Annotated in this window: 22 protein-coding genes and 1 pseudogene; 6 read left to right on the top strand and 17 right to left on the bottom strand. The window is 69.4% G+C overall.

The genetic code is table 11. The features are described 5' to 3' along the window. Nucleotides 1-19 precede the first annotated feature (19 nt). Complete coding sequence (locus tag OCGS_RS15240; protein WP_007427327.1) at nt 20-376, top strand: hypothetical protein; 357 nt, start codon at nt 20-22, stop codon at nt 374-376. Here OCGS_RS15240 and nagA read toward each other — a convergent pair. The 8 genes and pseudogenes from nagA to OCGS_RS10975 form a co-directional block, all read right to left on the bottom strand. After that, on the bottom strand, nt 365-1516 hold the full coding sequence (nagA, locus tag OCGS_RS11010; RefSeq protein WP_007427326.1) for an N-acetylglucosamine-6-phosphate deacetylase: 1152 nt from the start codon (nt 1514-1516) through the stop codon (nt 365-367). The genes OCGS_RS15240 and nagA overlap by 12 nt on opposite strands. Then, nucleotides 1497-2285 (bottom strand): glucosamine-6-phosphate deaminase, encoded by a 789-nt coding sequence (gene nagB, locus OCGS_RS11005; RefSeq protein WP_007427325.1) that lies wholly within the window; start codon nt 2283-2285, stop codon nt 1497-1499. Before nagB ends, nagA begins: the two co-directional genes overlap by 20 nt. Next, the gene (locus OCGS_RS11000; protein WP_007427324.1) at nt 2282-3181 is read right to left on the bottom strand and encodes an ROK family protein; all 900 of its coding nucleotides are present in this window, start codon (nt 3179-3181) and stop codon (nt 2282-2284) included. The genes nagB and OCGS_RS11000 overlap by 4 nt, the downstream gene beginning before the upstream one ends. Beyond that, nucleotides 3181-3864 (bottom strand): N-acetylmannosamine-6-phosphate 2-epimerase, encoded by a 684-nt coding sequence (locus OCGS_RS10995; RefSeq protein WP_007427323.1) that lies wholly within the window; start codon nt 3862-3864, stop codon nt 3181-3183. Before OCGS_RS10995 ends, OCGS_RS11000 begins: the two co-directional genes overlap by 1 nt. Before the next feature lie 3 nt (nt 3865-3867). Continuing rightward, nucleotides 3868-5142: a TRAP transporter large permease gene (locus OCGS_RS10990; protein ID WP_007427322.1), complete on the bottom strand. Its 1275-nt coding sequence runs from the start codon at nt 5140-5142 to the stop codon at nt 3868-3870. Next, nucleotides 5139-5618, bottom strand: coding sequence for a TRAP transporter small permease (locus OCGS_RS10985; RefSeq protein WP_007427321.1), 480 nt, complete (start codon nt 5616-5618; stop codon nt 5139-5141). The genes OCGS_RS10990 and OCGS_RS10985 overlap by 4 nt, the downstream gene beginning before the upstream one ends. A gap of 63 nt (nt 5619-5681) precedes the next feature. Then, nucleotides 5682-6580 (bottom strand): annotated as a pseudogene (locus OCGS_RS15485) (sialic acid TRAP transporter substrate-binding protein SiaP). 95 nt (nt 6581-6675) lie between these two features. Next, a complete protein-coding gene (locus tag OCGS_RS10975; protein ID WP_007427318.1) occupies nt 6676-7392 on the bottom strand; it encodes a FadR/GntR family transcriptional regulator in 717 nt (238 codons plus the stop codon). A gap of 109 nt (nt 7393-7501) precedes the next feature. On the opposite strand from OCGS_RS10975, the gene OCGS_RS10970 reads away from it, so the two are divergent. Both OCGS_RS10970 and OCGS_RS10965 read left to right on the top strand, forming a co-directional pair. Continuing rightward, nucleotides 7502-8398, top strand: coding sequence for a dihydrodipicolinate synthase family protein (locus OCGS_RS10970; protein ID WP_007427317.1), 897 nt, complete (start codon nt 7502-7504; stop codon nt 8396-8398). Nucleotides 8399-8430: 32 nt separating this feature from the next. Beyond that, nucleotides 8431-9591 (top strand): N-acetylneuraminate epimerase, encoded by a 1161-nt coding sequence (locus OCGS_RS10965; RefSeq protein WP_007427316.1) that lies wholly within the window; start codon nt 8431-8433, stop codon nt 9589-9591. Nucleotides 9592-9597: 6 nt separating this feature from the next. Here the strand turns inward: OCGS_RS10965 and OCGS_RS10960 are convergent, their stop codons facing one another. From OCGS_RS10960 to OCGS_RS10925, 8 genes are all read right to left on the bottom strand, one after another. Continuing rightward, the gene (locus tag OCGS_RS10960; RefSeq protein WP_007427315.1) at nt 9598-10491 is read right to left on the bottom strand and encodes a LysR family transcriptional regulator; all 894 of its coding nucleotides are present in this window, start codon (nt 10489-10491) and stop codon (nt 9598-9600) included. Then, a complete protein-coding gene (locus OCGS_RS10955; RefSeq protein WP_007427314.1) occupies nt 10488-11525 on the bottom strand; it encodes a YeiH family protein in 1038 nt (345 codons plus the stop codon). The genes OCGS_RS10960 and OCGS_RS10955 overlap by 4 nt, the downstream gene beginning before the upstream one ends. 97 nt (nt 11526-11622) lie before the next feature. Further along, on the bottom strand, nt 11623-12987 hold the full coding sequence (locus tag OCGS_RS10950; RefSeq protein ID WP_007427313.1) for an aldehyde dehydrogenase family protein: 1365 nt from the start codon (nt 12985-12987) through the stop codon (nt 11623-11625). Beyond that, the gene (locus OCGS_RS10945) at nt 12984-14114 is read right to left on the bottom strand and encodes a glycosyltransferase family 2 protein (protein WP_007427312.1); all 1131 of its coding nucleotides are present in this window, start codon (nt 14112-14114) and stop codon (nt 12984-12986) included. The genes OCGS_RS10950 and OCGS_RS10945 overlap by 4 nt, the downstream gene beginning before the upstream one ends. Before the next feature lies 1 nt (nt 14115). Then, entirely contained in the window at nt 14116-14904 is a 789-nt protein-coding gene (locus tag OCGS_RS10940) for a lysophospholipid acyltransferase family protein (protein ID WP_007427311.1), read from the bottom strand. Next, on the bottom strand, nt 14904-16412 hold the full coding sequence (locus OCGS_RS10935; RefSeq protein WP_007427310.1) for a phytoene desaturase family protein: 1509 nt from the start codon (nt 16410-16412) through the stop codon (nt 14904-14906). The genes OCGS_RS10940 and OCGS_RS10935 overlap by 1 nt, the downstream gene beginning before the upstream one ends. Next, nucleotides 16409-17959 carry a phytoene desaturase family protein gene (locus OCGS_RS10930; protein ID WP_040610925.1) on the bottom strand — a complete coding sequence of 517 codons (1551 nt, stop codon included), beginning with the start codon at nt 17957-17959 and terminating at the stop codon, nt 16409-16411. Before OCGS_RS10930 ends, OCGS_RS10935 begins: the two co-directional genes overlap by 4 nt. Next, entirely contained in the window at nt 17956-18378 is a 423-nt protein-coding gene (locus OCGS_RS10925) for a DUF2141 domain-containing protein (protein ID WP_007427308.1), read from the bottom strand. Before OCGS_RS10925 ends, OCGS_RS10930 begins: the two co-directional genes overlap by 4 nt. Nucleotides 18379-18429: 51 nt before the next feature. Here OCGS_RS10925 and OCGS_RS10920 point away from each other — a divergent pair, with 51 nt between their 5' ends. The 3 genes from OCGS_RS10920 to hpnE are packed head-to-tail and all read left to right on the top strand — an operon-like array spanning nt 18430 to nt 21397. Continuing rightward, the gene (locus OCGS_RS10920; RefSeq protein ID WP_007427307.1) at nt 18430-19290 is read left to right on the top strand and encodes a squalene/phytoene synthase family protein; all 861 of its coding nucleotides are present in this window, start codon (nt 18430-18432) and stop codon (nt 19288-19290) included. Further along, nucleotides 19287-20147 carry a squalene/phytoene synthase family protein gene (locus tag OCGS_RS10915; RefSeq protein WP_007427306.1) on the top strand — a complete coding sequence of 287 codons (861 nt, stop codon included), beginning with the start codon at nt 19287-19289 and terminating at the stop codon, nt 20145-20147. Before OCGS_RS10920 ends, OCGS_RS10915 begins: the two co-directional genes overlap by 4 nt. Further along, entirely contained in the window at nt 20144-21397 is a 1254-nt protein-coding gene (gene hpnE / locus OCGS_RS10910) for a hydroxysqualene dehydroxylase HpnE (protein ID WP_007427305.1), read from the top strand. Before OCGS_RS10915 ends, hpnE begins: the two co-directional genes overlap by 4 nt. Here hpnE and OCGS_RS15110 read toward each other — a convergent pair. Next, nucleotides 21278-22024 (bottom strand): DUF2238 domain-containing protein, encoded by a 747-nt coding sequence (locus tag OCGS_RS15110; RefSeq protein ID WP_156801036.1) that lies wholly within the window; start codon nt 22022-22024, stop codon nt 21278-21280. The two genes, hpnE and OCGS_RS15110, sit on opposite strands and share 120 nt — an antisense overlap. Between the last annotated feature and the right edge of the window lie 6 nt (nt 22025-22030).

The raw sequence follows: 22030 nt of genomic DNA, 5'->3' as shown, positions 1-22030 counted from the left end.
CGCGTTGCAGGACAGGGGCATGCGGATTTCCCATCTGCCGAAGGGCCGCACGCTGACCGGGCAAGACAGCGCCGATATCGTGACGTGGCAGGCCGATCCCGGCGCGTTCATGGCGATCATCGCCGCGTCGGACCTGCATCTGGGTTACGATTCCGCCGGTCAGCATATCGCTGCCGCGCTTGGTGTGCCGACCTTCTGCGCGTTCGTCATGGCAGGGGGCGCGCGCCATGCGGACCGCTGGACGCCCGCCGGGCCCGGCCCCGTCGGCGTCCTGCGGCTGGCTGTCGGCAGTTCCGAACAAGCGGCGACCGGCCCCGCCATCCGGGCGGTGCGCGCGCTGCTGCGTCGCGCGGGCAAGGACGGGTCAGCGCCCTGAATGCCAGCGGCCGTCCAGCATCACGCCCGCAACCCGCATATCGGACCGAAGGCAGGTCAGCACGGCCCGCCGCCCCGGCTGCACGGTGCCCAACGCGTCCTGCATGTCCAGCGCGCGGGCCGGGTTCAGCGACAGCATCCGCAGCACCTGCCCCAGATCGACGTCCGCATGATCCAGCATGTTGCGCAGGCTGTCGATATGGCTGACATGCGCGCCTGCCAGACGTCCCTCGCTGTTGGTCAGGCGGCCCTGCGTCAGAAGGATCGTCTGCCCCCCCAGCTCGAACCGGTCGAGCGTGCCCGCCATCGTCAGCATCGCGTCGGTGACAAGGCACAGGCGGTCGGGCATCAGCCGCGCGGCGATGGCGACATTGCGCCAGTCCACATGGTGCCCGTCGGCGATCAGCCCGGCGAAAAGCCGGTCCGACGCCAGAACGGCCCCGACCGCCCCCGGTTCGCGCCCGGTCATCTGCGACATCGCGTTGTAAAGATGCGTGACCCCGCGAATGCCCTCGGCTTCGGCCTGGGCCATCTGGTCGGCCGTGGCGGCGGTGTGCCCGGCAAAGACGCGGATCCCCGCGCGGGTCAGCGCGGCGACGCTGCCCGGCGGCTGACATTCCGGGGCGATGGTCAGCAGAATGGGGATGCGCCGCGCCGCGTCGCCCAGGATCGCGACGTCTTCGGCGTCGATGGGGCGGATCGCCGCCGCCTCGTGGATGCCGGGACGGTCGAGCGACAGAAACGGCCCTTCCAGATGCACCCCGAAGATGCCGGGCATGCCGCCCGCGATGGCCCGCTCGACCGCTTCGATCGCGCGGACGTAATCGCGGCCGGGCGCGGTGATGAAGGTGGGAAGGATCAGCGCCGTGCCACCTTCGCGCGCGCCCGCCGCGATCCGTTCCAGCGCGGCGGGCGTCGGGTCGAAGTTGAACTGCGCATCCCCCGCCCCGTTGATCTGAAGGTCGATGAAGCCGGGCGCGACGATGTCGAAGGCGGTCAGGCCGCCATCCTGCGCCGTCGCGGGGCGGATGCCGGCGATCCGGCCCTGTGCAATCTCGATCACGCGGTCGGTCTGCGGGCGGGCACCGATCCCGTCGAAAAGCTGTCGGGCCAGCAGGCGGTCAGGTTCGGTCGAAGACACTTTCGCGGCCCCCCGGATGGACGGTTTCGTAGTAATCCACCAGCGTCAGCGCGGCGGCGGCATCGCGGTCCAGAACGGCGGTCGCATCCGCGTGCAGTTGCAGCGCCGAGGCCGGGCAGGCGGCCGATAGCGGCCCCTCGACCATCCCGGCCACGGCTTCGGCTTTGGCAGCACCCGTGGCCAGCAGAAGGCAGGCGCGCGATTGCAGGATCGTGGCGATGCCCATGGTGATCGCATGGCGCGGCGTCTGGTCGAACGTGTCGAAAAACCGGCGATTGGCGCGGCGGGTATCGTCGGTCAGCGTCTTGATCCGCGTGCGCGAACCCAGGCTGGAGGTCGGCTCGTTGAAGCCGATATGCCCGTTCTGCCCGATGCCCAGCACCTGAAGGTCGATCCCGCCCGCATCGGCGATCCGCGCCTCATAGGCCAGCGATTCGGCCTGCGGATCGTCGGCATCGCCGCGCGGCAGATGCGTGCGCGCCGGGTCGATGTCGATACGGTCGAAGAACGCCTCGCGCATGTAGGTATGATAGGAACAGGCATGGTCGGGCGGCAGGCCGATATATTCGTCCAGGTTGAACGTCGCGACCTGCGCGAAGGACAACCCATCGGAAACGTGGCGGCGGCCCAGCTCGTCGTAAAGCGGCAGCATCGTGCCGCCTGTGGCCAGTCCCAGCACGCAGCGGGGCCGGTCGCCGACCAGACGGGCGACGATATCCGCCGCCCGTCTGACGGCAGCCTCGGCATTGTCCAGGATCAGAACCTTCATCGCGATACCTTTGCAAAATGAAGCGCCAGCGCGCCCAGAAGCGGGCCGTCATGGCCGAGCGCGGCGGCCTGAAGCGCGGGGCGAAACAGCGGCGGCTCGTCCGCCAGCGACGCGCGCACCCGATCCAGATAGCCTTGCGCCAGCCCGATGCTGCCGCCCACGGCCACGCCGTCGAGGCCGAGGATCGCCGCCAGATCGCCGATCAGCGACGCCACGGCGCGGGCGGAGGTCGCCACGATGTCCTCGGCCCAGGCGGCGCCGGATTTCGCAGCCTCGATGACCGCGCGCGCATCCTGTCCGGGGTGGCCCCTGGCCGCGGCGGCTGCGGCGATGCCGCGCCCGCCCGCCACGCTTTCCACCGTGTCCCGGCGTCCGCTGCCGCAAGGCCCCTCGGCATGGCGGCTGGTGACGAAGCCCGCGTGCCCGGCCAGTCCGTTCTCGCTTTCGATCAGGCGGCCGCCCAGAACGATGCCGCCGCCGATCCCGGTCGAGACGGTCAGATAGGCGAAATTGCGGGCGTCGCGGCCCGCCCCGAACCGCGCTTCGGCCAGCGCGGCCGCCGCGGCGTCGTTGCAGCAGGTCGCCGCCCCCAGCCTGTCGCGCAGGGCATCCTGCAAGGCGAATCCGTCGATTGCCGACAGCGTGTCGCGGTTGACCGCGCACCACCGCCCCGCGCCGTCGATGCGCCCCGCGACACCGACGCCAAGCGGTGCGCCGGCGGTATGGCCCAGACGCGTCAGCAGCCCCGCCATCGCATCCATCTGCGCCTCGGGCCCCGCCATGCCATCGGTCGCGGCAAGCAGGCGCTCGACGACCCGGCCGCTGTCTATACGGGCGGCGGCGATCTTGGTGCCGCCTAGATCGACGGCGAAACCGCCCAGGTCAGCCAGTTCCATCACCGCCCTTTCGCGGCAGCCACGACCGCATCGCGGAACCAGCCCGTCACGTGTTCCAGCCGGGTCAACGCCGTGCCGACCGTCACCGCATCCGCCCCCGCGCTTATCGCGCTGGCGGCGCGGGCCGGATCGTTGACGCGGCCTTCGGCCATGACGAAGCCGCCCAGTTCCCTGAAGACGGCGATCAGCGCCAGATCGACGCCATCGCCCTTGCCCGCCGTCTCGTCGGTATAGCCCGACAGCGTCGTGCCCAGGATCGCGGCGCCATCCGCATGGGCGCGCTTTCCGTCGTCGGGCGTGGCGCAGTCGGCCATGGCCAGCGCACCGGAATCGCGGATCGCGGCCAGGATCGCGGCTGCCGGTTCGGGCCGGACGCGCGGTGTCGCGTCATAGGCGACGATGTCGGCACCGGCCGCCACCAGCGCCCGCGCGTCTTCGGCATAGGGCGTGATGCGCACCGGGCTATCCGCCAGATCGCGCTTGAGGATGCCGATGATCGGCACATCGACGCAGGGACGGACGGCGCGCAGGTTTTCCACCCCCTCGATCCGCAGGCCGGCGGCACCCCCCGCCACGGCGGCCATCGCCATCGCGGCGACGATGTCGGGCCGGTCCATTGGGCCGTCGTCGACCGGCTGGCACGACACGACCAGCCCGCCGCGCAATTGATCGAGAATGGTCATGGGTCAGTCCATCAGGCTTGGAAGGCCGGTCGCCAGGATCGGGAAGGCGCAGACCAGAAACAGCACCACGAAAGGCGGGATCAGCCACGGCAGGATCGCCTTCGCCAACCGCTGATAGGGAATGTTTCCCACCTGCGCCACGACGAACAGGGCCATTCCCATCGGCGGCGTGAGGATCGAGATCATCAGGTTGAGGATGACGATGATGCCGAAATGCACGGGGTCGAGGCCGAAGCCCATCGCCACCGGCACCAGGATCGGGACGACGACCAGCAGGATCACCAGCGCCTCGATGAAGCAGCCCAGCACGAAGACCATCAGGTTGACCGCGATGAGGAAGCTGACAGGCCCGCTGGCGATGCCCAGAAAGAACGTGGCGATCTGCTGCGGCGCCTGTTCGCGCGCCAGAATGAAGCTGAGCAACCCCACCCCCGCGACGATCGTGGCGATGGCAGACGATGTGACCGTGGTTTCGTAAAGCGCATCCCACAGGCGGCGGAACGTCATCTCGCGGTAGAACAGCAGGTCTATGGCGATGGCATAAAGGACCGTCACCGCCGCCGCCTCGGTCGGCGAGAAGAGCCCCGAGAAGATGCCGCCGACGATGACCACTGGCGTCAGCAGCGCCGGCAGCGACTTGACGAACAGCGTTCCGATCTCGCCCGCGCTGCGGCGCGGATCGCGCGGATAGTCCCGCCGTCCCGCGATGAAATAGACCATCACCATCAGCGCCGCGGCGCAGAGGAACCCCGGCACGATGCCGCCCAGAAACAGCTTGCCGATCGAGACGTTGGCGATGACCCCGTAAAGAACCATGGTGATCGACGGGGGCACCAGCGGACCGATCATCGACGATGCGGCCGTGACCGACCCCGCGAAATCGTCGTCGTAGCCCGCTTCGCGCATGGCCTCGATCTCCATCTTGCCCAGGCCCCCGGCATCGGCCAGCGCCGAGCCGGACATGCCCGAAAAGAACAGCGAAGCCAGCACGTTCACATGCCCCAGCCCGCCGGTGATGTGGCCCACCAGCGCGCGTGCGAAACCGAACAGATGGTTGGTGATCCCGGCCGAGTTCAGGATGCCCGCCGCCAGGATGAACAGCGGCACCGCCAGCAATGGAAAGCTGTTCAGCCCGTCCACCATCCGCTGCACGGCAAAGCTGAGGCCCATGCCCGTCCAGTAGAAATAGCCCATCGAGACGAAGATCATCGCGATTCCGATGGGAACCCCGACCAGCACGAAGGCCAGCCACAAGATACCGACGACGGCAAGGGTCATAGCAGCGGATCCCGGTTGGCGGGCGCGTCGCGGCGACCGATCAGGCGCCGGACGATGCGGTGGATGATGAGGAAGGAGGCGACAAAGGCCGACGCGTAGAGCAGCGCGTCGGTGGTCGGCAGCGTGACGGAAATGTTGTTCCAGGTCCGCGCCACGGTCTTGTAGCCGATCCAGGCCAGGTTCGCCATGATGCCCAAATAGACAAGGTCGATGACGGTATAGAGCACCTTGCGCGCGCCGTCCGGCAGGGTATCGGCCAGGAACGCCATCTTCAGCTGACCGTCCTGACGCTCGACCTCGGCGATGCCGATGAAGGCCATCCAGACCCAGATCCAGCGGGCGGCCTCCTCGGTCCAGACCGGGCCGCGGAAAAGCGGCGTCCGGCCGAAGACCTGGACCAGCACAATCGCGATCAGCACGATCAGAAGGACCGAGGCGACGATGCCCTCGGGGCTGTATTTTCTTGGCGCACGCATGTCCGGTCTCCCCCCGGTGCCGACGAACCCGCGGGCGCGACCTGCGCCCGCGGAACGCTCAGATCACTCGCCGCGAACCTCGGCGATGGCGCCCTCGCCGAACTCCTCCTCCAGCGTGTCGTAATAGGGCTGCATCGCGGCGCGGAACGGCTCCAGATCGGGGCGGGTGACAGTCATGCCCCGCTCCTCGAACGTGGCCAGCAGGTCTTCCTCGGCCTGGCGCGTCAGGGTGTCGTTCTTCTCGCCGCCGGCCTCGACGGCCTGCATGACCCAGCCCTGTTCCTCCTCGCTCAGATCCGCCCAGGTGTCGGCCGAAATCTGCACGGCGGCCGAGGCGACGAAGTGATCGGTCAGCGCGACGTGGCTTTGCACCTCGTAGAACTTCATCGCCTCGATCGTCGGCAGGGGGTTTTCCTCGGCATCGACCTGGTTGGTCTGAAGCGCCAGATACACCTCGGCGAAGGCCACGGGGGCGGGGTGGCGCCGACGTTTTCGGCATAGGCGATCAGGAAAGGCACGTTGGGGGTGCGCAGGCGCAGGCCCGCCATGTCGTCGATGCTTTCGATGGCGCGGTTCGACGTGGTCTGCCGGGTGCCGTAATACCACACGTCCAGCAGCTTGACGCCCTGCTCCTCGAACTTGGCGGCCATCTTCTGGCCCCAGGGACCGGCGACGATCTGCTCCAGGTGATCGAAGTCGCGCGCGACATAGGGCGCGCCGATCAGGTTCAGCTCGGGGATGACATAGCTCATGTCGGGATAGCCCGTGATGACCATGTCAAGCTCGCCCGCCTGAACCTGCGCGACCATCGCCTTGAAATCGCCCAACGTCGAGGACGGGAACAGGTTCACCGTCAGCTCGCCGCCCGACAGCTCTTCCAGTTGGGCCGCGAATTCCTGCGCGCCGGCATAGACGTTGGACGCTTCGTTGTCCTGCAGGCCCAGCGTCAGTTCGCGGGCCATGGCGGCCGGGGCACAAAGCGCGAGCGCCGCGGCGCCGGCAAGAAGGTGGGGCATGAACGTCATCGAGGATCCTCCGTTTGCGATGAAGTCGGTCGTCAGGTTTCCGCGTTTGGCATCGTGCGGGATTTGAGACGCGCGCGATAGGACCGCGCCAGATGGCGGTCCATGACATCGGCGGCCGTTGCGGCGTCGTTGTCCAGCACCGCCGCATAGATGGCGCGATGTTCTTCGTGCGCGATGCGGTCGAACTGCGCCGCGTCGTCCGTCGCCGGACGACGGGCGATCATCGTGCTGACGAACATGTCGTGCAGCGTCAGGATGACCGGATTGCCGACGACCCCGACCAGCGCGCGGTGGAAGGCGATGTCCGTCGCCGCGAAATCCAGCGTCCCGATCGCGTCGAAATTGTTGTCGAGCGCGGTCTGCAACTTGAAAAGCTGCACCGCATCGGCGTGCCGGGCCGCTTCGCGCGCCGCTCCCGTTTCGATGAAATGGCGCATCTGCTCCAAATGGGCCGCGCTTTCGCCATCGCCGAGGATCTCGCGGATATGCTCGCCCGTTCCCTTCAGAACCGTGTCCAGCGAAGGGCGCGCGGCCCGTGGCCTGCGACCGGCCCCCGTCGCCGCATAGCCGCGCATCTGCATCTGCGCCAGGGCTTCGCGGACGGTCGGACGCGAGGCAGAGAACCGTTCGCAAAGCGCGCGTTCGGTCGGCAGCGGCGCGCCGGTTTCGAGCACGCCGTCGCGAATGGCGTCGATGAGCGTTTCGGCGATCACTTCGGGTGTGCGCCGCTGCTCCTGCATGACCTCCATCCGACCGAGCCTCCTGACTTCCTCGTTTGGTATTACAAGAATGAACCGTTGTAAAACCAAATCGACGTAGTAAGGTCCGCATGATGATATTCCAGGCAGGATGGATGCCATGACCAAGACACTTGCGGGGATGTATGCCGCGCTGATGACGGGCCTTACCGATACGGGGGATTTCGACCCGTCCCGGCAGAAAGCGCTGACCGAATACGTCCTGCGGCAGGGTCTGACGGGCCTTTACGTCGGCGGCAGCAGCGGCGAATCCGGCCTTCTGAACGCCGAGGAGCTGCTGGAACAGCAACAGGTGGTGGCGACCGTCGCCGAAGCCGACGGCGCCCGCCTGATCGCCCATGTCGGGATGCCGTCGCTGCGCGATTCGATCCGCCTTGCCCGCAACGCCGAGAAGCTGGGCTATCACGGGCTGTCGGCGTTGCCGCCCCATTCCTACCCCTTCAGCGATGAAGAGGTCGAGGATTACTACCGCGATCTGGCGGCGGCGACCGACCTGCCGCTGATCGTCTACGAGGTTCCGGTGCGGACCGGCCGGCCGATCGCGCTGCCCGTTCTTCAACGTATCCTCGACCTTCCGAACGTCGCGGGCATCAAGTTCACCTCGACCGACCTTTTCAAGTTCTCGATGCTGCGCCGCAGCCGCCCGAAGGCCACCTATTTCTTCGGCTTCGACGAAATCTATCTGGCCGGCGGGGCCTTGGGCGCCGATGGCGGGATCGGCACGACCTACAATCTGTTGGGGCGGCTTTACGTGGCGCTGGACCGCGCCATCGCGGCGCGCGATCTTTCGCGCGCGCAGGAATTGCAGGACGTGTCGCAGGTCTTTGTCGAGGCGCTGCTGGAAACCGGCGTGTTGCCCGGCATGAAGGCGGCCTTCCGCGCCATCGGTGTGGAATGCGGCCCGACCCGCGCGCCCATGACCCCGCGCATGAAGGACGCCGACGCCCATATGCGCGCCGTGCTGGAGCGGCCGGAAATCAAGGCCTGGCTCGCCTGAACCGAACGATCATCGAAGAGGGAGGAGAACCCATGACACGACGTATCTGCCTGACGGGCGGCACCGCGGCCGCCGCACTGGTTGCGACGCTTTCGGGCGCCGCGGCGCAGGACTGGCCGGACCTGCCGGTCGGCGTCAAGAACGGCATCGGCGTCCGTATGGACGACCGGCTGATCGTGGGCCTCGGCAGCGCCGGGGCCGACCTCTATGCGCTGGATCTGGGCGACAGGGCGGCGGGCTGGCAACCCATCGCCCCCTTCGACGGCCCCGCGCCGTCACAGCCCGCCGCCGTCGTGGCGGGCGGCATGCTGTATGTCTTCAGCGGATCGGGCAAGACGGACCCGGACGCCGCGTCGCCGATCATCTTCGACACGGTCAGCCGCTACGATCCGCAAAGCGATTCGTGGGAAACGCTCGACACCACGGCCCCTGTCGGGCTTCTGGGCGCCAGCGCGGTGGCATTGGGCGACGGCCGCATTGCCATCCTGGGCGGCTACAACAAGGAACTGTTCGACACCTATCTGGCCGACGTCACCGCCATCGACAAGGAAACCGATCCCGACCGCTGGAACGAGGTCGTGAACGCCTATATGGGCATGACCCCCGAAGAATACCGCTGGAACGACGCGGTTCTGGTCTACGATCCGCAGGCGAATGCCTGGTCCGATCTGGGCCAGACCCCGTCGCTGCCCAATACCGGTTCGGCGGTGGTCGAAACCGCGCCCGGCACGTTCCTGATCGTGAACGGCGAAATCAAGCCGGGCCTTCGCACGGACGAGGCGAAATCGGTCGCTTTCGGGCCGGACTCGGCCGACTGGTCGCAGGTGCCCGCCCTTCCCGCCCCCGAAGGGGCCGACGTGCAGGAAGGTCTGGCCGGTGCCTATGCCGGTCTGTCGGACGGCACGGTCCTGGTCGCGGGCGGGGCGAACTTCCCCGGCGCGCGCGCCAATGCCGATGCGGGCAACTGGTATGCCCATGAAGGGCTGTCCAAGCATTGGGCCGACGAGGTGTTCGCGCTGACCGACGACGGCTGGACGCAGATCGGCACGCTGCCGCAGGGCATGGCCTACGGCGCGTCCTTCACCGTCGATGACGGCCTGCTGGTCGTCGGCGGCGAGGATGCGGACGGCACGGCGCGGGCCGATGTGTTTCTGTTGAAACAGGATGGCGACAGCCTGACCGTCACCGACTGACGCGCCCTAGGCGTGTCCGCCCGTCAGGCCGATCGACGCGACGAAGCGTCGTTCGGCCGGGGACGGATGGCGCGCCGCATGGCGCAGCAGATGAAAGTCCCGCGCCGGCAGGTCGAAGGGGACCCTGACCAGCCGGCCAGCCGCGAATGACGGGGCAAGCACCAGCGTCGACAGGATCGTCGCCGCGCCGCCCGCCTCGACCGCCGAGCGGACGGCCTCGTTCGATGGCAATTCCAGCGTCACGGTCAGATCGGCCGTTGCCAGCCCGTGACGCGCCAGCGCCGCGTCGCTGGCCGCGCGGGTGCCCGAACCCAACTCGCGCAGAACCCACCGTGTCGCCGCCAGATCGGCTGCCGTCATCGCCGTCATCCCGGCCATCGCATGTCCGGGCGCCACGGCCAGCGCCAGTTCGTCCCCCGGCAACGGCGTCGAAGCCAGGGCGGGGTCGGCGACCGGCCCCTCGACGAAACCCAGATCGACCTCGGCCGATGCGACGCGACGGGCGACCGCATCGGTGTTGCCGACGACCAGCGTCAGGTCGATGCCCGGATGCAGCCTCTGAAACGCCTGCATCCGCGGCGGCAGCCAATAGCTGGCGACGGTCTGGCTGGCGGCCAGGTGCAACGCGCCGCGCCGCAGCCCGGCCAGATCCGCCAGCAGCCGCTCCGCCTGCGCCGCCCGCGCCAGCACGGCGCGCGCTTCGCCCAGCATCAGACGCCCCGCCTCAGTCAGCGCGATCCGCCGTCCGACCCTGTCGAACAGCCGCACGGCGTGCCGTTCCTCCAGCGCCGCGATGGCCGCGCTGGTGGCGCTTTGCGTCAGGTTCAGCGCGGCGGCGGCTTGCGTGACATGCTCGCGCTCGGCCACCGCGACGAAGATGCGAAGCTGGTCCAGGGTCACGCCAGCACCAGCACAAGCGCAAGCCCCAGGGCAGAGATGAAGATCCACGCCCCCGCCCCCAGCAGCGCCGGGCGCAGACCCGCCGCGCGCAGACCGCCGATGTCGGTCTCAAGCCCCATCGCTGCCAGCGCGGTGGCCAGCAGGAACTGGGTCAACACGGCGCCGCCATCCAGCGCGGGCTGCGGCACGATGCCGGTGCTGGCGACGCCCACCATGGCGACGAAGCCCAGCACGAACCACGGGATCGGCGCGGCGGCCGCACGTTCGCCGCCGCCGCCGGATCGCTTGCCGCGGGCAAGGAACCCCAGGGCCAGCACCATCGGCGCCAGCATCATCACCCGGCTCAGCTTGGCGATGGTGCCGAATTCGCCCGCCTCGGCACCACGGGCATAGGCGGCGGCGACGACCTGCGCGACCTCGTGGATCGAGGCACCCGTCCAAAGGCCATAGGCATGCGCCGACATGTCCAGCGCCCCGCCGATCACCGGCATCAGCACCATCGACAGCGATCCGAAGACCGTGACGCAGGCAACGGCATAGGCCACGTCCTCGTCCCGCGCGCCGGTCACGGCGTTGGTGGCGATGACGGCCGACGCCCCGCAGATGGAACTGCCCGCGGCGATCAGTTGCGTCAACCGCGCATCCACGCCCAGCATCCGCCCCAGCCAGGTGGTGAAGCCGAAGGTCGCCACCAGCAGAGCCGCGATCAGAGCGATCCCGGTGCCACCCACGGCCATCACCTGCCACAGCGTCAGTTGCAGCCCCAGAAGGACGATGCCCGCGCGCAGAACAGGCCGCATGCCGAAGGCGATGCCGGGCCTCGCCGCGACGGGCGTGCCCAGCGTATTGCGCACCGCCATCCCCAGCAGGATCGCCAGGATCAGCGGGCTGAGTACCCCGATGCCGGGCAGCAGCCGCAGCACGAACGCCGCCGCCGCGATGGCCGCGCACAGCGCCAGCCCCGGCCCGACACGGCCCAGCCGTGCGAGCGATCCGTCCAGCCATGCCTGTCTGCCAAAGTCGATCTGCGTCATGTCTGCCTCCTGCCGTCTTGCAGACAGCAAATAGACCGGCGCAATCGACACATCCAACGCATCGTTTCTGTGGAAACGATCGCTTTATCCGATCAGACTAGCGCCCGATCCTGCCGAACAGGCGTCGCGCGATCTTCAAATAGGGCGGCGAAAGCAGCCGCAGCCAGGGCCCGCGCGCGGCGACGAAGGTCGCCCGTTCATGGCTGAACTCTCGAAAACCCCGGACCCCGTGATAGGCGCCCATGCCGCTTTCGCCGATGCCGCCGAAGGGCAGGTCGTGCAGCGCCAGATGCAGGATCGTGGCGTTGACCGCGCCGCCGCCGGCGCGAAGCCGCAGCAAAAGCGCCTGCGCTCGGCCGGCATCCGTGTCGAACACATAGGCGGCCAGTGGCGACGCGCCCGCTTCGGCCGCGACGACATCCTCGATGTCGTCATAGGGCAGGATGGGCAGCACGGGACCGAAAATCTCCTCGGTCATCAGCGCGCAGCCGGGCGGCGCGTCCAGAACGATCGTCGGCGGAATGCCGATATCCGAAGGCACCTGCCGCACCGTGGCGCCGCCGGCCTCTGCCTCGGCCAGCATGTCGCGCATCCGCGTTTCCGCCCGCCCGTCGATCATTGCGGTATAGTCGCGGGGCACGAACCCGGCGGCACGGTCCAGCAGCGCATCGGCCCAATCCTGCCGACGTCCGCGGGGCACCCACAGGTGGTTGGGCGCGACGCAGGTCTGCCCGGCGCTCAGCCATTTGCCCCAGGCGATCATCGGCGCATGGCGGGCCGGATCCGCCCCCGGCAGCGCGATGGCCGGACTGCGGCCGCCCAGTTCCAGCGTCACCGGCGTCAGCGTGTCCGCCGCCGCCTGCGCCACCTTGCGGCCCGTCGCGGTCGAGCCGGTGAAGAACAGATGCCCCAGCGGCAGCGCGCAAAGCTGCGCGGCGGTGTCCGGCCCGCCGGTGATGCACACCGCCTCGTCCGGCGGAAAGACCCGCCCGATCAGCCGCACCAGCGCGTCGGACGTGGCCGGGCTGCGCTCGGACGGTTTCAGGATCACGCGATTGCCCGCCGCGATGGCCGCGATCAGCGGCATCAGTGCCAGTTGCACGGGATAATTCCACGGCGACAGGATCCCGGCGACGCCCTTCGGCTCGAACCGCAGATCGGTGCGGCCGGGCACCGGGCGCAGCACCCGGCGGCGGCGCGGCGCGGCCCAGCCGGACAGATGGCGGATCGTGTGGCGCAGGCCGTCCCGCACGAAGGCCAGCTCGGCCGTCAGCGTCTCGACCTCGGCGCGCGGACCGAAATCCTGCGACACCGCCGCGATCAGGTCGTCGCGGGCCGCGCCGATGGCCGCGCCCAGATCCTTCAGCCGGGCGATGCGTTGCGGCACGGGCGGCACCATGTCCAGCGAGAAGGCCGCCGTCAGTCGGGCATGCGCGGCCCGTATCGCATCCGGTCCGGTCAACTCACGTCATAGGCACGGCCGCGCCACACGGCCTGCCGCCCCCGCTGCGCACCGATGAAGGCGGCCCACTGAATCCAGATCGTGACGATGACGCCCAGGGGATGCAGCAGCACGGACAGCGGATGCTGCCGCACCTTCACGGCCAACGCCGTCCGCGCCGCCATCAGCAGCGCCAACGCCAGACCGACCGGCCACAGGCCCGTGCCCCCCGCCCATGCAACCGGCAGCAGCAGGAACGGCAACACATGCCCGCCGCCCAGCAGCACGGTCCAGACCGGCAGCGCGACGGGCCGGGCCATGCCTTCCGTGGCGTTCTTCGTGAACCCCTGCCGGATGGCGGGCCAGTTGTCGTACATACGGCACGATGCGATGGGCGTGGCATCCAGAATGTCGGTGCGCCCGCCCGAAAGCCGCACGTTGCGGGGCAGGTTCAGGCCGTCATGCATCCGGTCGCGGAACGCCGCGTGCCCGCCCGCCCGCCGATAGGCGTCCGCCCGCACCATCATCAACTGACCGCACCCCGCAGCGAACCCGCTGCTGCCGCTGGTCCGGGCCATCGGAAGCGGCAGATAGCCCAGAAGGACGACGAAGATCTGCGGAATCACGACGATTTCGGGCAGGGTGCGGGTGATCTGGCGCGGGAACCCCGACACGAGGTCCAACGCGCGATCCTCCATGTATCGCCACATGCGAAGTGCCGCATCGGGCGCAAGGCGCACATCCGCATCGACGAACAGCAGCACGGGGTGCCGGGCATGGCGCGCAAGCTGGTGGCAGGCATGCTGCTTGCCGTTCCAGCCGGGCGGCAGCCCCGCGCCGCGGACAAGGCGGACTCGGGGGTCGCGGGCCGCGCGGACGGCGACGCGTGCCGCCGTGTCGTCCGACGATCCGTCATCCAGCACCACGACATCCAGGCCGATGCCCTGCTGCGCCAGAACCGCGTCCAGCGCGGCGTCGATATTCGCGGCCTCGTCCCGCGCGGGAATCAGGATCGACACCGCCGCACCGTCGCCGTCCGCCACCCGTCGGGGCGTGGCGAAGATCGCCAGGTTCACCAGCGTCACGACGGCGTAAAGCCCTGCCAGCACAAGCGCGGTCATCGCAAGGATCGTCACGATCAGGGTCATCTCAGTCGGTCCGCTCGGGCAGGTGATCGGGATCGTAACGCCGCGCGCCGGTCGCCGCGCGCAGCCGCGACCATGCGCCATAGACGCCGCCGACGCCACGCTTGCCGCCCAGCAGCGTCGTGAATCGCGCCGGATCGCGCGCCATCGCCGCCTGCGCCAGCCGGTCCTGCGTCGCGGTCAACCCATCCTCCAGCGCGGCCTGCCAATCGGCGGCACTGCCGCGGTCGCCCAGGGGCGATCCGAACGCCGCCAGCGCCTCGGGTCTCTTTTCGGACCAGAAGGGATATTCCATCGCTAGCGGCACCGCCACGGCACCGGGCACGCGCGCCATCAGATGCGCCAGACCGGGCCGGATCGCGGGCGGTCTTTCGCGCGGATCGGCGAAGCGTCCCTGCGCGGTCATCCAGATCGTCCGCGCCGGATCGGACAGCAAGGCGCGCCCCACCCGAAGGAACCGCGCCGCCCCGCGCGGCGTGCCCTGTTCGACCCCGAAAATGCCGATCCGCCGCATGAAGCCATAGCGTTCCAGCGCCGTCGCGTCGATGGGACCGTAACCTTCGCGCGCGGGCATCAGCATCCGTTGCAGTACGATGAAGAAGACCGGATCCCACCAGCCGGGATGATTGGCGAACACCACCGCCGGCCTGCCGTTCAGATCGGGCAATCCGGGCCGCAGGATCCGCACCGCCCGGAACCCCGCCGCCATCTGCCGCCGCATCACCGCCTCGAAGAACCGGCACATCGCGGGCGATCGCAGCGCGACAGGATCGTCGGGCGCGGCCTTGCGCATCACTCGGCCGCGGTGTTGGCCGTGGCGTCCTGGTGCAGGCTGTCGGCGGCGATCCATCCCGACATCAGCGCCATCGGCATGCCCGGCCCCGGATGCGCCGACCCCCCGGCCAGATACAGGTTCCGCACCTGCCGTGACCGGTTGCCGGGCTTGAACGCGCCGTTGACGCGCCCGTGGCTGACCAGCCCGTAGATCGCCCCGTCCAGCACCTTGTAGCGGTCGTGGATGTCCTGCGGCGTCAGCACCCGCTCGACCCGGATGCGGTCCTCGATATCGGCCATGCCGGCGGTGCGCTTCAGCTTGTCGAGGATCGTGCGCCGGTAGGGGGGCAGCATCCGCGACCAGTCGTGTCCGGGGCGCAGATGCGGCGTGTGGACCAGCACATACAGCGCCTCGCCGCCCTCGGGCGCGACGCCCGGTTCGGTGCGGGCGGGCGCCGCGATATAGGCGGTCGGATCGGGCGCGGGTTCGCCCCGGTCATAGATCGCCTGAAACTCCTCTTTCGGATCGCGCGAGAAGACGAAGTTGTGATGCGCCAGATGCTCGTAGGCCCGGTCGAGCCCCAGATACAGCACGACGCCCGAACATGCGGCCTCTCGTTTGGCATGGCCGAAATCGCGCCAGGCATTGCCGCCGATCAGCTCGCGGTAGGTGCGCACCGAATCCATGTTCGACACGATCCTGTCGAACACGATCCGTTCGCCATCCGCCACGACCGCCACGGCACGGCCGTTCTCGACCTCGATCGCGGACACATCGACGCCGGTGCGGTAATCGACGCCCAGTTCCTCGCCTAGACGGGTCAGGGCGGTGGGTACGGCGCGGGTGCCGCCCATCGGATACCAGACGCCCTCGCCCTGCTGCATCTGCGCGATGCCGCACAGCACGGCCGGCGATGCCAGCGGCGACGATCCGACATACTGGATGAAATGCTCCAGCATCTGCTGCACGCGCGGATCGCGGATATCCTTCTTGATCTGCCCCGCGACAGTCCGGTGCATCCGCAGCGCCATCACGTCCGACAAGGTGGCGAGGGTCATGTTCTGCTTAAGGTTCATCGTGTCGCGCAGATCCTCGACCGAGCGCCAGAAGAAGAACCTGTCCGACACGTCCGACAGCCGGTCGGCGACCTTCATGAAGCGCTCGAACCCCGCGCGGTCGGGGGGCGACAGCCTGCCGATCTCGGCGGCCGCGTCCTTCGGATCGTCGCGCAGATCCAGAACCGTGCCGTCGTCGTAAAAGCATCGCCATTGCGGATCCAGCCTGCGCAGGTCCAGATAATCCGACATGCGCCGCCCGGCTTCGGAAAAGACCCGCTCCAGCACGCGCGGCATGGTCAGGATCGTCGGCCCCATGTCGAAGCGGAACCCGTCCTCCTCCAGCAGGGCCGCCTTGCCGCCCAGCCAGTCGTTCTTTTCCAGCAGCGTCACGCGATGCCCGCGCGCGGCAAGCGTCGCCGCCGCGGCGAGGCCGCCCAGACCGCCGCCGATGATGCCGACACTGCTCATTCCGCCGCCTCCCTTACGTCCAGATCTGGGATGAACCCGTCGGGCCAGTCCAGCCCGATATCCCGCGCCGCCAGCTTCGATGCGATCCTCGCGCTTTCGAAGATGGTGGGCAAGCCGCTGCCGGGATGGGTGCCGCCGCCGGTCAGATAGACGCCGTCCACATCCTCGAACCTGTTGCGCGGGCGCCGGTGCAGCATCTGCCCGAGGTTATGCGCCAGATTGAACGTGGCACCCCGAAAAATGCCCATCTGCGCCTCCCAGTCGGCGGGCGTCAGCATCCGTTCGGTCCGGATGCGGGGGCGGATGTCATGCCCCGACAGGCGCGACAGACGGTCGAGGATCTTCTCGCGGTAAAGCGGCGCCAGCGTCTCCCAGTCCTCCTCGCCCGACAGGTTGCCGGTGGGCACCAGAACGTAGAGCGTCGAATGCCCCTCGGGCGCCAGCGTCGGATCGGTCACGCCGGCATTCTGGACATAGAAGGTCGGCTCTTTCGGGGCGAGGCCGGCGTCGATCTCGCGGATGTTCTCGAGGTAATCCTTCGACAGATAGATCGTGTGATGGCTGAGATCCTTCAGCACCCCCTCGATTCCCAGATACAGCATGAAGGTCGAACAGGAATATTTCTTGGCGTCGATCCGGCTGTCCGTCCACCGCCTGCGCAGCCTGTCGGGGATCAGCTTGCGGATGGTCGAGGCGAAGTCGCCGTTCACCACCACCGCGTCGGCCTCGATTGTCCCGTGCGCCGTGCGCACGGCCTTCGCGCGGCGGCCTTCGAACTCGATCCGCTCCGCGCCTTCGTTCAGGCGGATATCGACGCCCATATCGTCCAGAACCCGCGCCATCGCCCGCGGGATCGCGTTGCAGCCGCCGATGGGATGATAGACGCCGAATCCGTATTCCACATGCGCGACGATGGTGAACAGCGACGGACACTTGAAGGGGCTCATCCCCAGATATTTCGACTGAAAGCTGAAGGCCAGCCGCAGGTCGGGATGCCGGAACCAGCGCTTGAGATCCTGATCCACGGTCAGCCACGGCCGGAACAGCGGCAGCGCGCGCATCATGTCCATCCGCACCAGATCGCGCATTCCCAGGAAGGGCCGCTGAAGGATGGGCCGGAAGGCGTCGAACTTGGCGGTATTCTCGGTCAGATAGCGGCGCACGTTCGGCGCGTCGGCGGGCGAGATGCGCGCCGCCTCGGCGGTCAGCCGCTCGATATCGGGGGTGGCGTCGAAGGTGTTGCCGTCGTCGAATTGCAGCCGATACATCGGATCCAGCCGCCGCAAATCCACCTCGGCATCCAGCGACCGACCGCAGGCCGCGAAGATCTCGCGCAAAACCTGGGGATAGAGATAGAAGGTCGGCCCGTAATCGAAGGTGAATCCGTCCTGGGTAAAGCTGGCCGTCCGTCCGCCCACCCGGTCGGACCGTTCCACAACCGTCACCCGCGCGCCCGCTGCGCGCAACAGCATGGCGCTGGCCAGCCCGCCCGGCCCCGCGCCGACCACGACGACATGGCGGCCTTCGGTCTGCATTGGTGCATTCATCGGTAATATCTCATGTTGATCGTCATCCTGCTGTCGCCGTCGATTCGCACGGCCGCGTCGCCGAAGCGGGGCGGCCCGCGCCGCATGGGTGCATCGCGTGAAAACCCCAGCCCTTCCAGGGGGCGGAACATCCGCCGGTTCAACCTGCCATCGGCATTCTCGTCGTGAAACGCCTGCGCGGCATAGACGCCCGCCGGCACCCCCGTAACCGTCACGCGCGGATCGGTCGCACGCGCGCTGGCGCGCCACGGACATTGCGGCTTGGTAAACGATTCCTCGGGGCACAAGGCGACATGCACCAGCCCCGCCGCGTTACGCAGGTTTGCGACGTCGATCGTGACATCCGCCGCCATCGCCATCTGGGCGCCGGTCGCGGACAAACCGGCAAGCAGCGCCAGAACCCTCTTGCAGTCGGTCATTCCATCCTCTTCACCCTTGGGGGGCGAAGTAAGTTTTCTTTCGGGATTGTCATGCAGAATCTTCACGCGGAAATCCCCCGGCGCAATACAGCGTCGGCGCGCCCCGTTCTCCTGAACCCCGCGGCAAGGAACGAGAATTTCGCCGTCGCCTCGCGTCTGTTGCCGCGCCATGTCGCGCCCAAGGTGGTCGCTTTCTACAATTTCGCCCGCGCCGCCGACGATTGCGCCGACGACCCGACGGCGTCTGCGTCGGTCCGACTGGCAGCGCTGGAGGCGCTGGAATCCGGCCTGCTGCACGGCCATCCCGACAATCCGGGCGCGGCGCTGCGTCGCACCCTGGGCGGCTCCGGCGCGGCGCTGGATGCCGCACGCGACCTGCTGGCCGCCTTCCGCCGGGACGCCACCGGCATCGCCTGTGCCGACTGGTCCGACCTGATGGGCTATTGCGCGTCCTCGGCCGTGCCGGTGGGGCGCTTCCTGCTGATCGTGAACGATGCCGGACGCGCCGCGCAACCGCCTTCGGACGCGCTTTGCGCCGCGCTGCAAATCCTCAACCACGTGCAGGACATGGGCGACGACTGGCGGCTGCTGCGCCGCCGCTATCTGCCCGGCGACTGGATGGCCGAGGCGGGCGCCGACGATGCCGACCTTGCCGCGCCGACCCTGACGCCCGCCTTGCGGCGCGTCGTCCAGCGCACGCTCGATGCCAGCGACGCGCTGCTGCGCGACGCCGCCCCCCTGCCCCGCCGCATCGCCACGCGTGGCCTGCGCATGCAGGCAGCCGCGACAATTTTCGCGGCAAGGCGGCTGTCGGCGCGGCTGCGGGCGGGCGATCCGCTGGCCGACCGCATCGCCCTGTCGCGGCTGGATTTCGCGCGCGCGGGGCTGCAGGCCCTGCGGTTCGCTCCATGAGCTTCGCCGCCGCCACGACCCCCGACGCCGACCGGGCCGAGGTGCGCCGCGTCGTCTCAGGCGCCGGATCCAGCTTCGCCGCCGGCATGCGCATCCTGCCGCCCGTGCGGCGCCAGGCGATCCACGCCGTCTATGCCTTCTGCCGCGCGGTGGACGACATCGCCGACGACGACGCGCCGAACGATGCCGCGACCGCCCGCCTCCTCGACCGCTGGCAGGCCGAGATCGACGCCGTCTATGCCGGCGCGCCCGCCACCGCCATCGGGGCCGAGATCGCGCGCGCCCTTGCCTCGGCCGATCTGCCGAAGGACGAATTCATGATGATCCTCGACGGCATGCGAATGGACGCCGATGCCATCGTCGCCCCCGACGCAGCTGTCCTGACCGCCTATATCCGCCGCGTGGCCGGGGCCGTCGGCATCCTGTCGATGCATTGCTTCGGGGCCTGGCGGGGCGAGCCGTCGCGCCGTTTCGCGCTGGATCTCGCGCATGGGCTGCAACTGGTCAACATCCTGCGCGACGTGGCCGACGACGCGCGCCGCGGCCGGCTGTATCTGCCGGCCGATGTGCTGTCGCGGACCGGGGTGCCCGCCGATCCGGCCATCGCCGCCCGCCACCCCAACCTGCCGCTGGCCCGCGCCGATCTGGGCCGTCAGGCGCGCGCCGCGTTCGCGCGCGCCGGGGCGCTGGTCGGCGCGCACCGGCGGTCGCGGCTGCTGCCGGCGCTGATGATGCTCGGTCCCTACGAACGCTTGCTGACCCGCTGGGAACGGGACTGGTCCGCGCCGCCGCCCCGCCGGTCGCGCCCCGGCAAGCTGATCGACGCGGGCCTCGCCGCCCTGCGCCCCGCGCGTTGAGGCACGCGCATGTCATCGGCGCGGGCCTTGCCGGGCTTGTCGCGGCTGAGGATCTGTCCTCGGACGGCTTTGCCGTCACGATCTACGAAGCGTCGCCCAAGGCCGGGGGCCGCTGCCGCAGCTTCCCCGACGCCCGGCTGGGCCGCGTCATCGACAACGGCAACCACCTGATCCTGTCGGGCAACAGCGCCGTGCTGGACTGGGCCGACCGGATCGGCGGCGCGCATCTGCTGGAAACAGGCGACGCGGCCTATCCCTTCCTCGATCTGCTCACCGGCACCGGCTGGACGATCCGCCCCGGCGCCGGCCCCTTCGGCATCCTGTCGCGCGCGGCACGCCCCCCCGGCATCGGCGCCGCGGCGATGGCGCGCGACATCGCCCGCCTGACGGCCGCCCGGCGCGGCCGAAGCGTGGCTGATACCCTGCCGCTGGGGCCTGCCTGGCGCAGGTTCTGGGATCCGATGACGCGCGCCGTCCTGAACGAGCCGCCCGAGACGGCCAGCGCCGCCCTGCTGCGCGCCGCCCTGCTGCGCAGCTTCGCCCGTGGCCGCGCCGCCGCCCGGCCCGTCTTCGCGCCCAGCGGGCTGGGGACCGCGCTGGTCGATCCGGCGCTGGCGCGTCTGGCCGCGCGCGGGGTGGATTTGCGGCTGCGCTGCCCGGTGCAGACGCTCGACACCGGCCGAACGCTGCGCGCCATCCATACGGCCGACGGAACGCGCGTCCTGCGATCCGGCGACGTGGCGATCCTGGCCGTGCCGCCCCGGCAGATGGCGGCGCTGCTGCCGGGCACGCCTGGGCCGCGATCGGGCCGCACGATCCTGAACGCCCATTTCCGCACCGGCCCGTCCGGCCTGCCGCCGCTGCTGGCGCTTGTCGGGGCGGATGCGCACTGGCTTTTCCGGCGCGGCGACGTGGTGTCCGTCACCGTCTCGGCGTCCGAAGCGTCGCCGCTGGACGGCCTGCCGCGCGACGCGGCCCTGTCCCGCCTCTGGGGGGACGTGCGGGCCGCCGCCGCCCATCACGGCACGGACCTGCCGCAAACGACGCCGCCCGCGCGGCTGGTGCGCGAACGCGCCGCGACCTTCGATCAGTCGCCGCAGGGCGTGGGCCTGCGGCGCGCGGCGCGGACGTCATGGCCCAACCTGTTCCTCGCCGGCGATCACGTCGCCACCGGCCTGCCTGCCACGCTGGAAGGCGCCGTGCGCTCGGGCCTCGCGGCGGCCCGTCTGGCCCGTCTGGCGCGGGACTAGCGGGCCGCGCCACTCCGCGTAGATCACCGGGTTCATCGCCACGAAATCCAGCAGCACGCCGCCCGGCGGAACCCGGCGGCCCGACGCGACGGCGGCATGCGCCACCACGACCCCGCCCAGCGCCCCGGCGGTGTTGGCGACGATATCGGTCATCGTGTCGATGTTGCCGCCATCCTGCGCATCGGTCCCGAACAGGGTGTCGAGCGTGAATTCCAGCACCTCCCACATCGCTCCGACCATCATCGCGAAGCCGAAGGCCAGGATCGACAGGATCCAGACCGCCGTGCGCGGCCGCGCCCCCGCCGTGGCCAGCAGACCCAGCGCCATGCCCACCGCCGCCAGCATCCAGGCCGAGGCCGCGTGCAGTGCCAGATCCCACCAGGGCACCGCCTCGTAGACATCCGCCCATTCGCCGCCCAGCAGCGCGGCCGCCGAAAAAGCGACCACCCCGATTGTCAGGCGCGGCGGAAAGCGCAGGCCCGACACCGCTTGAAACAGCGCCATCGCCGCCCCGAACGACAGGCACACCGCCGCGATCGCGACGCCCGGCCATGCAAAGGCCGCAAGGCCCGCAACGGCCCAAAGCGCCGCCAGAACCCCGGCCAGGCGGATGGATCGGTCCCTCACCGCTTT

Origin of the sequence: Oceaniovalibus guishaninsula JLT2003, assembly GCF_000299575.1 — a bacterium.
Lineage (GTDB): Bacteria > Pseudomonadota > Alphaproteobacteria > Rhodobacterales > Rhodobacteraceae > Palleronia > Palleronia guishaninsula.
Note: the sequence above shows the minus strand (reverse complement) of the source record. Positions and strands in the feature narration are given on the sequence as shown.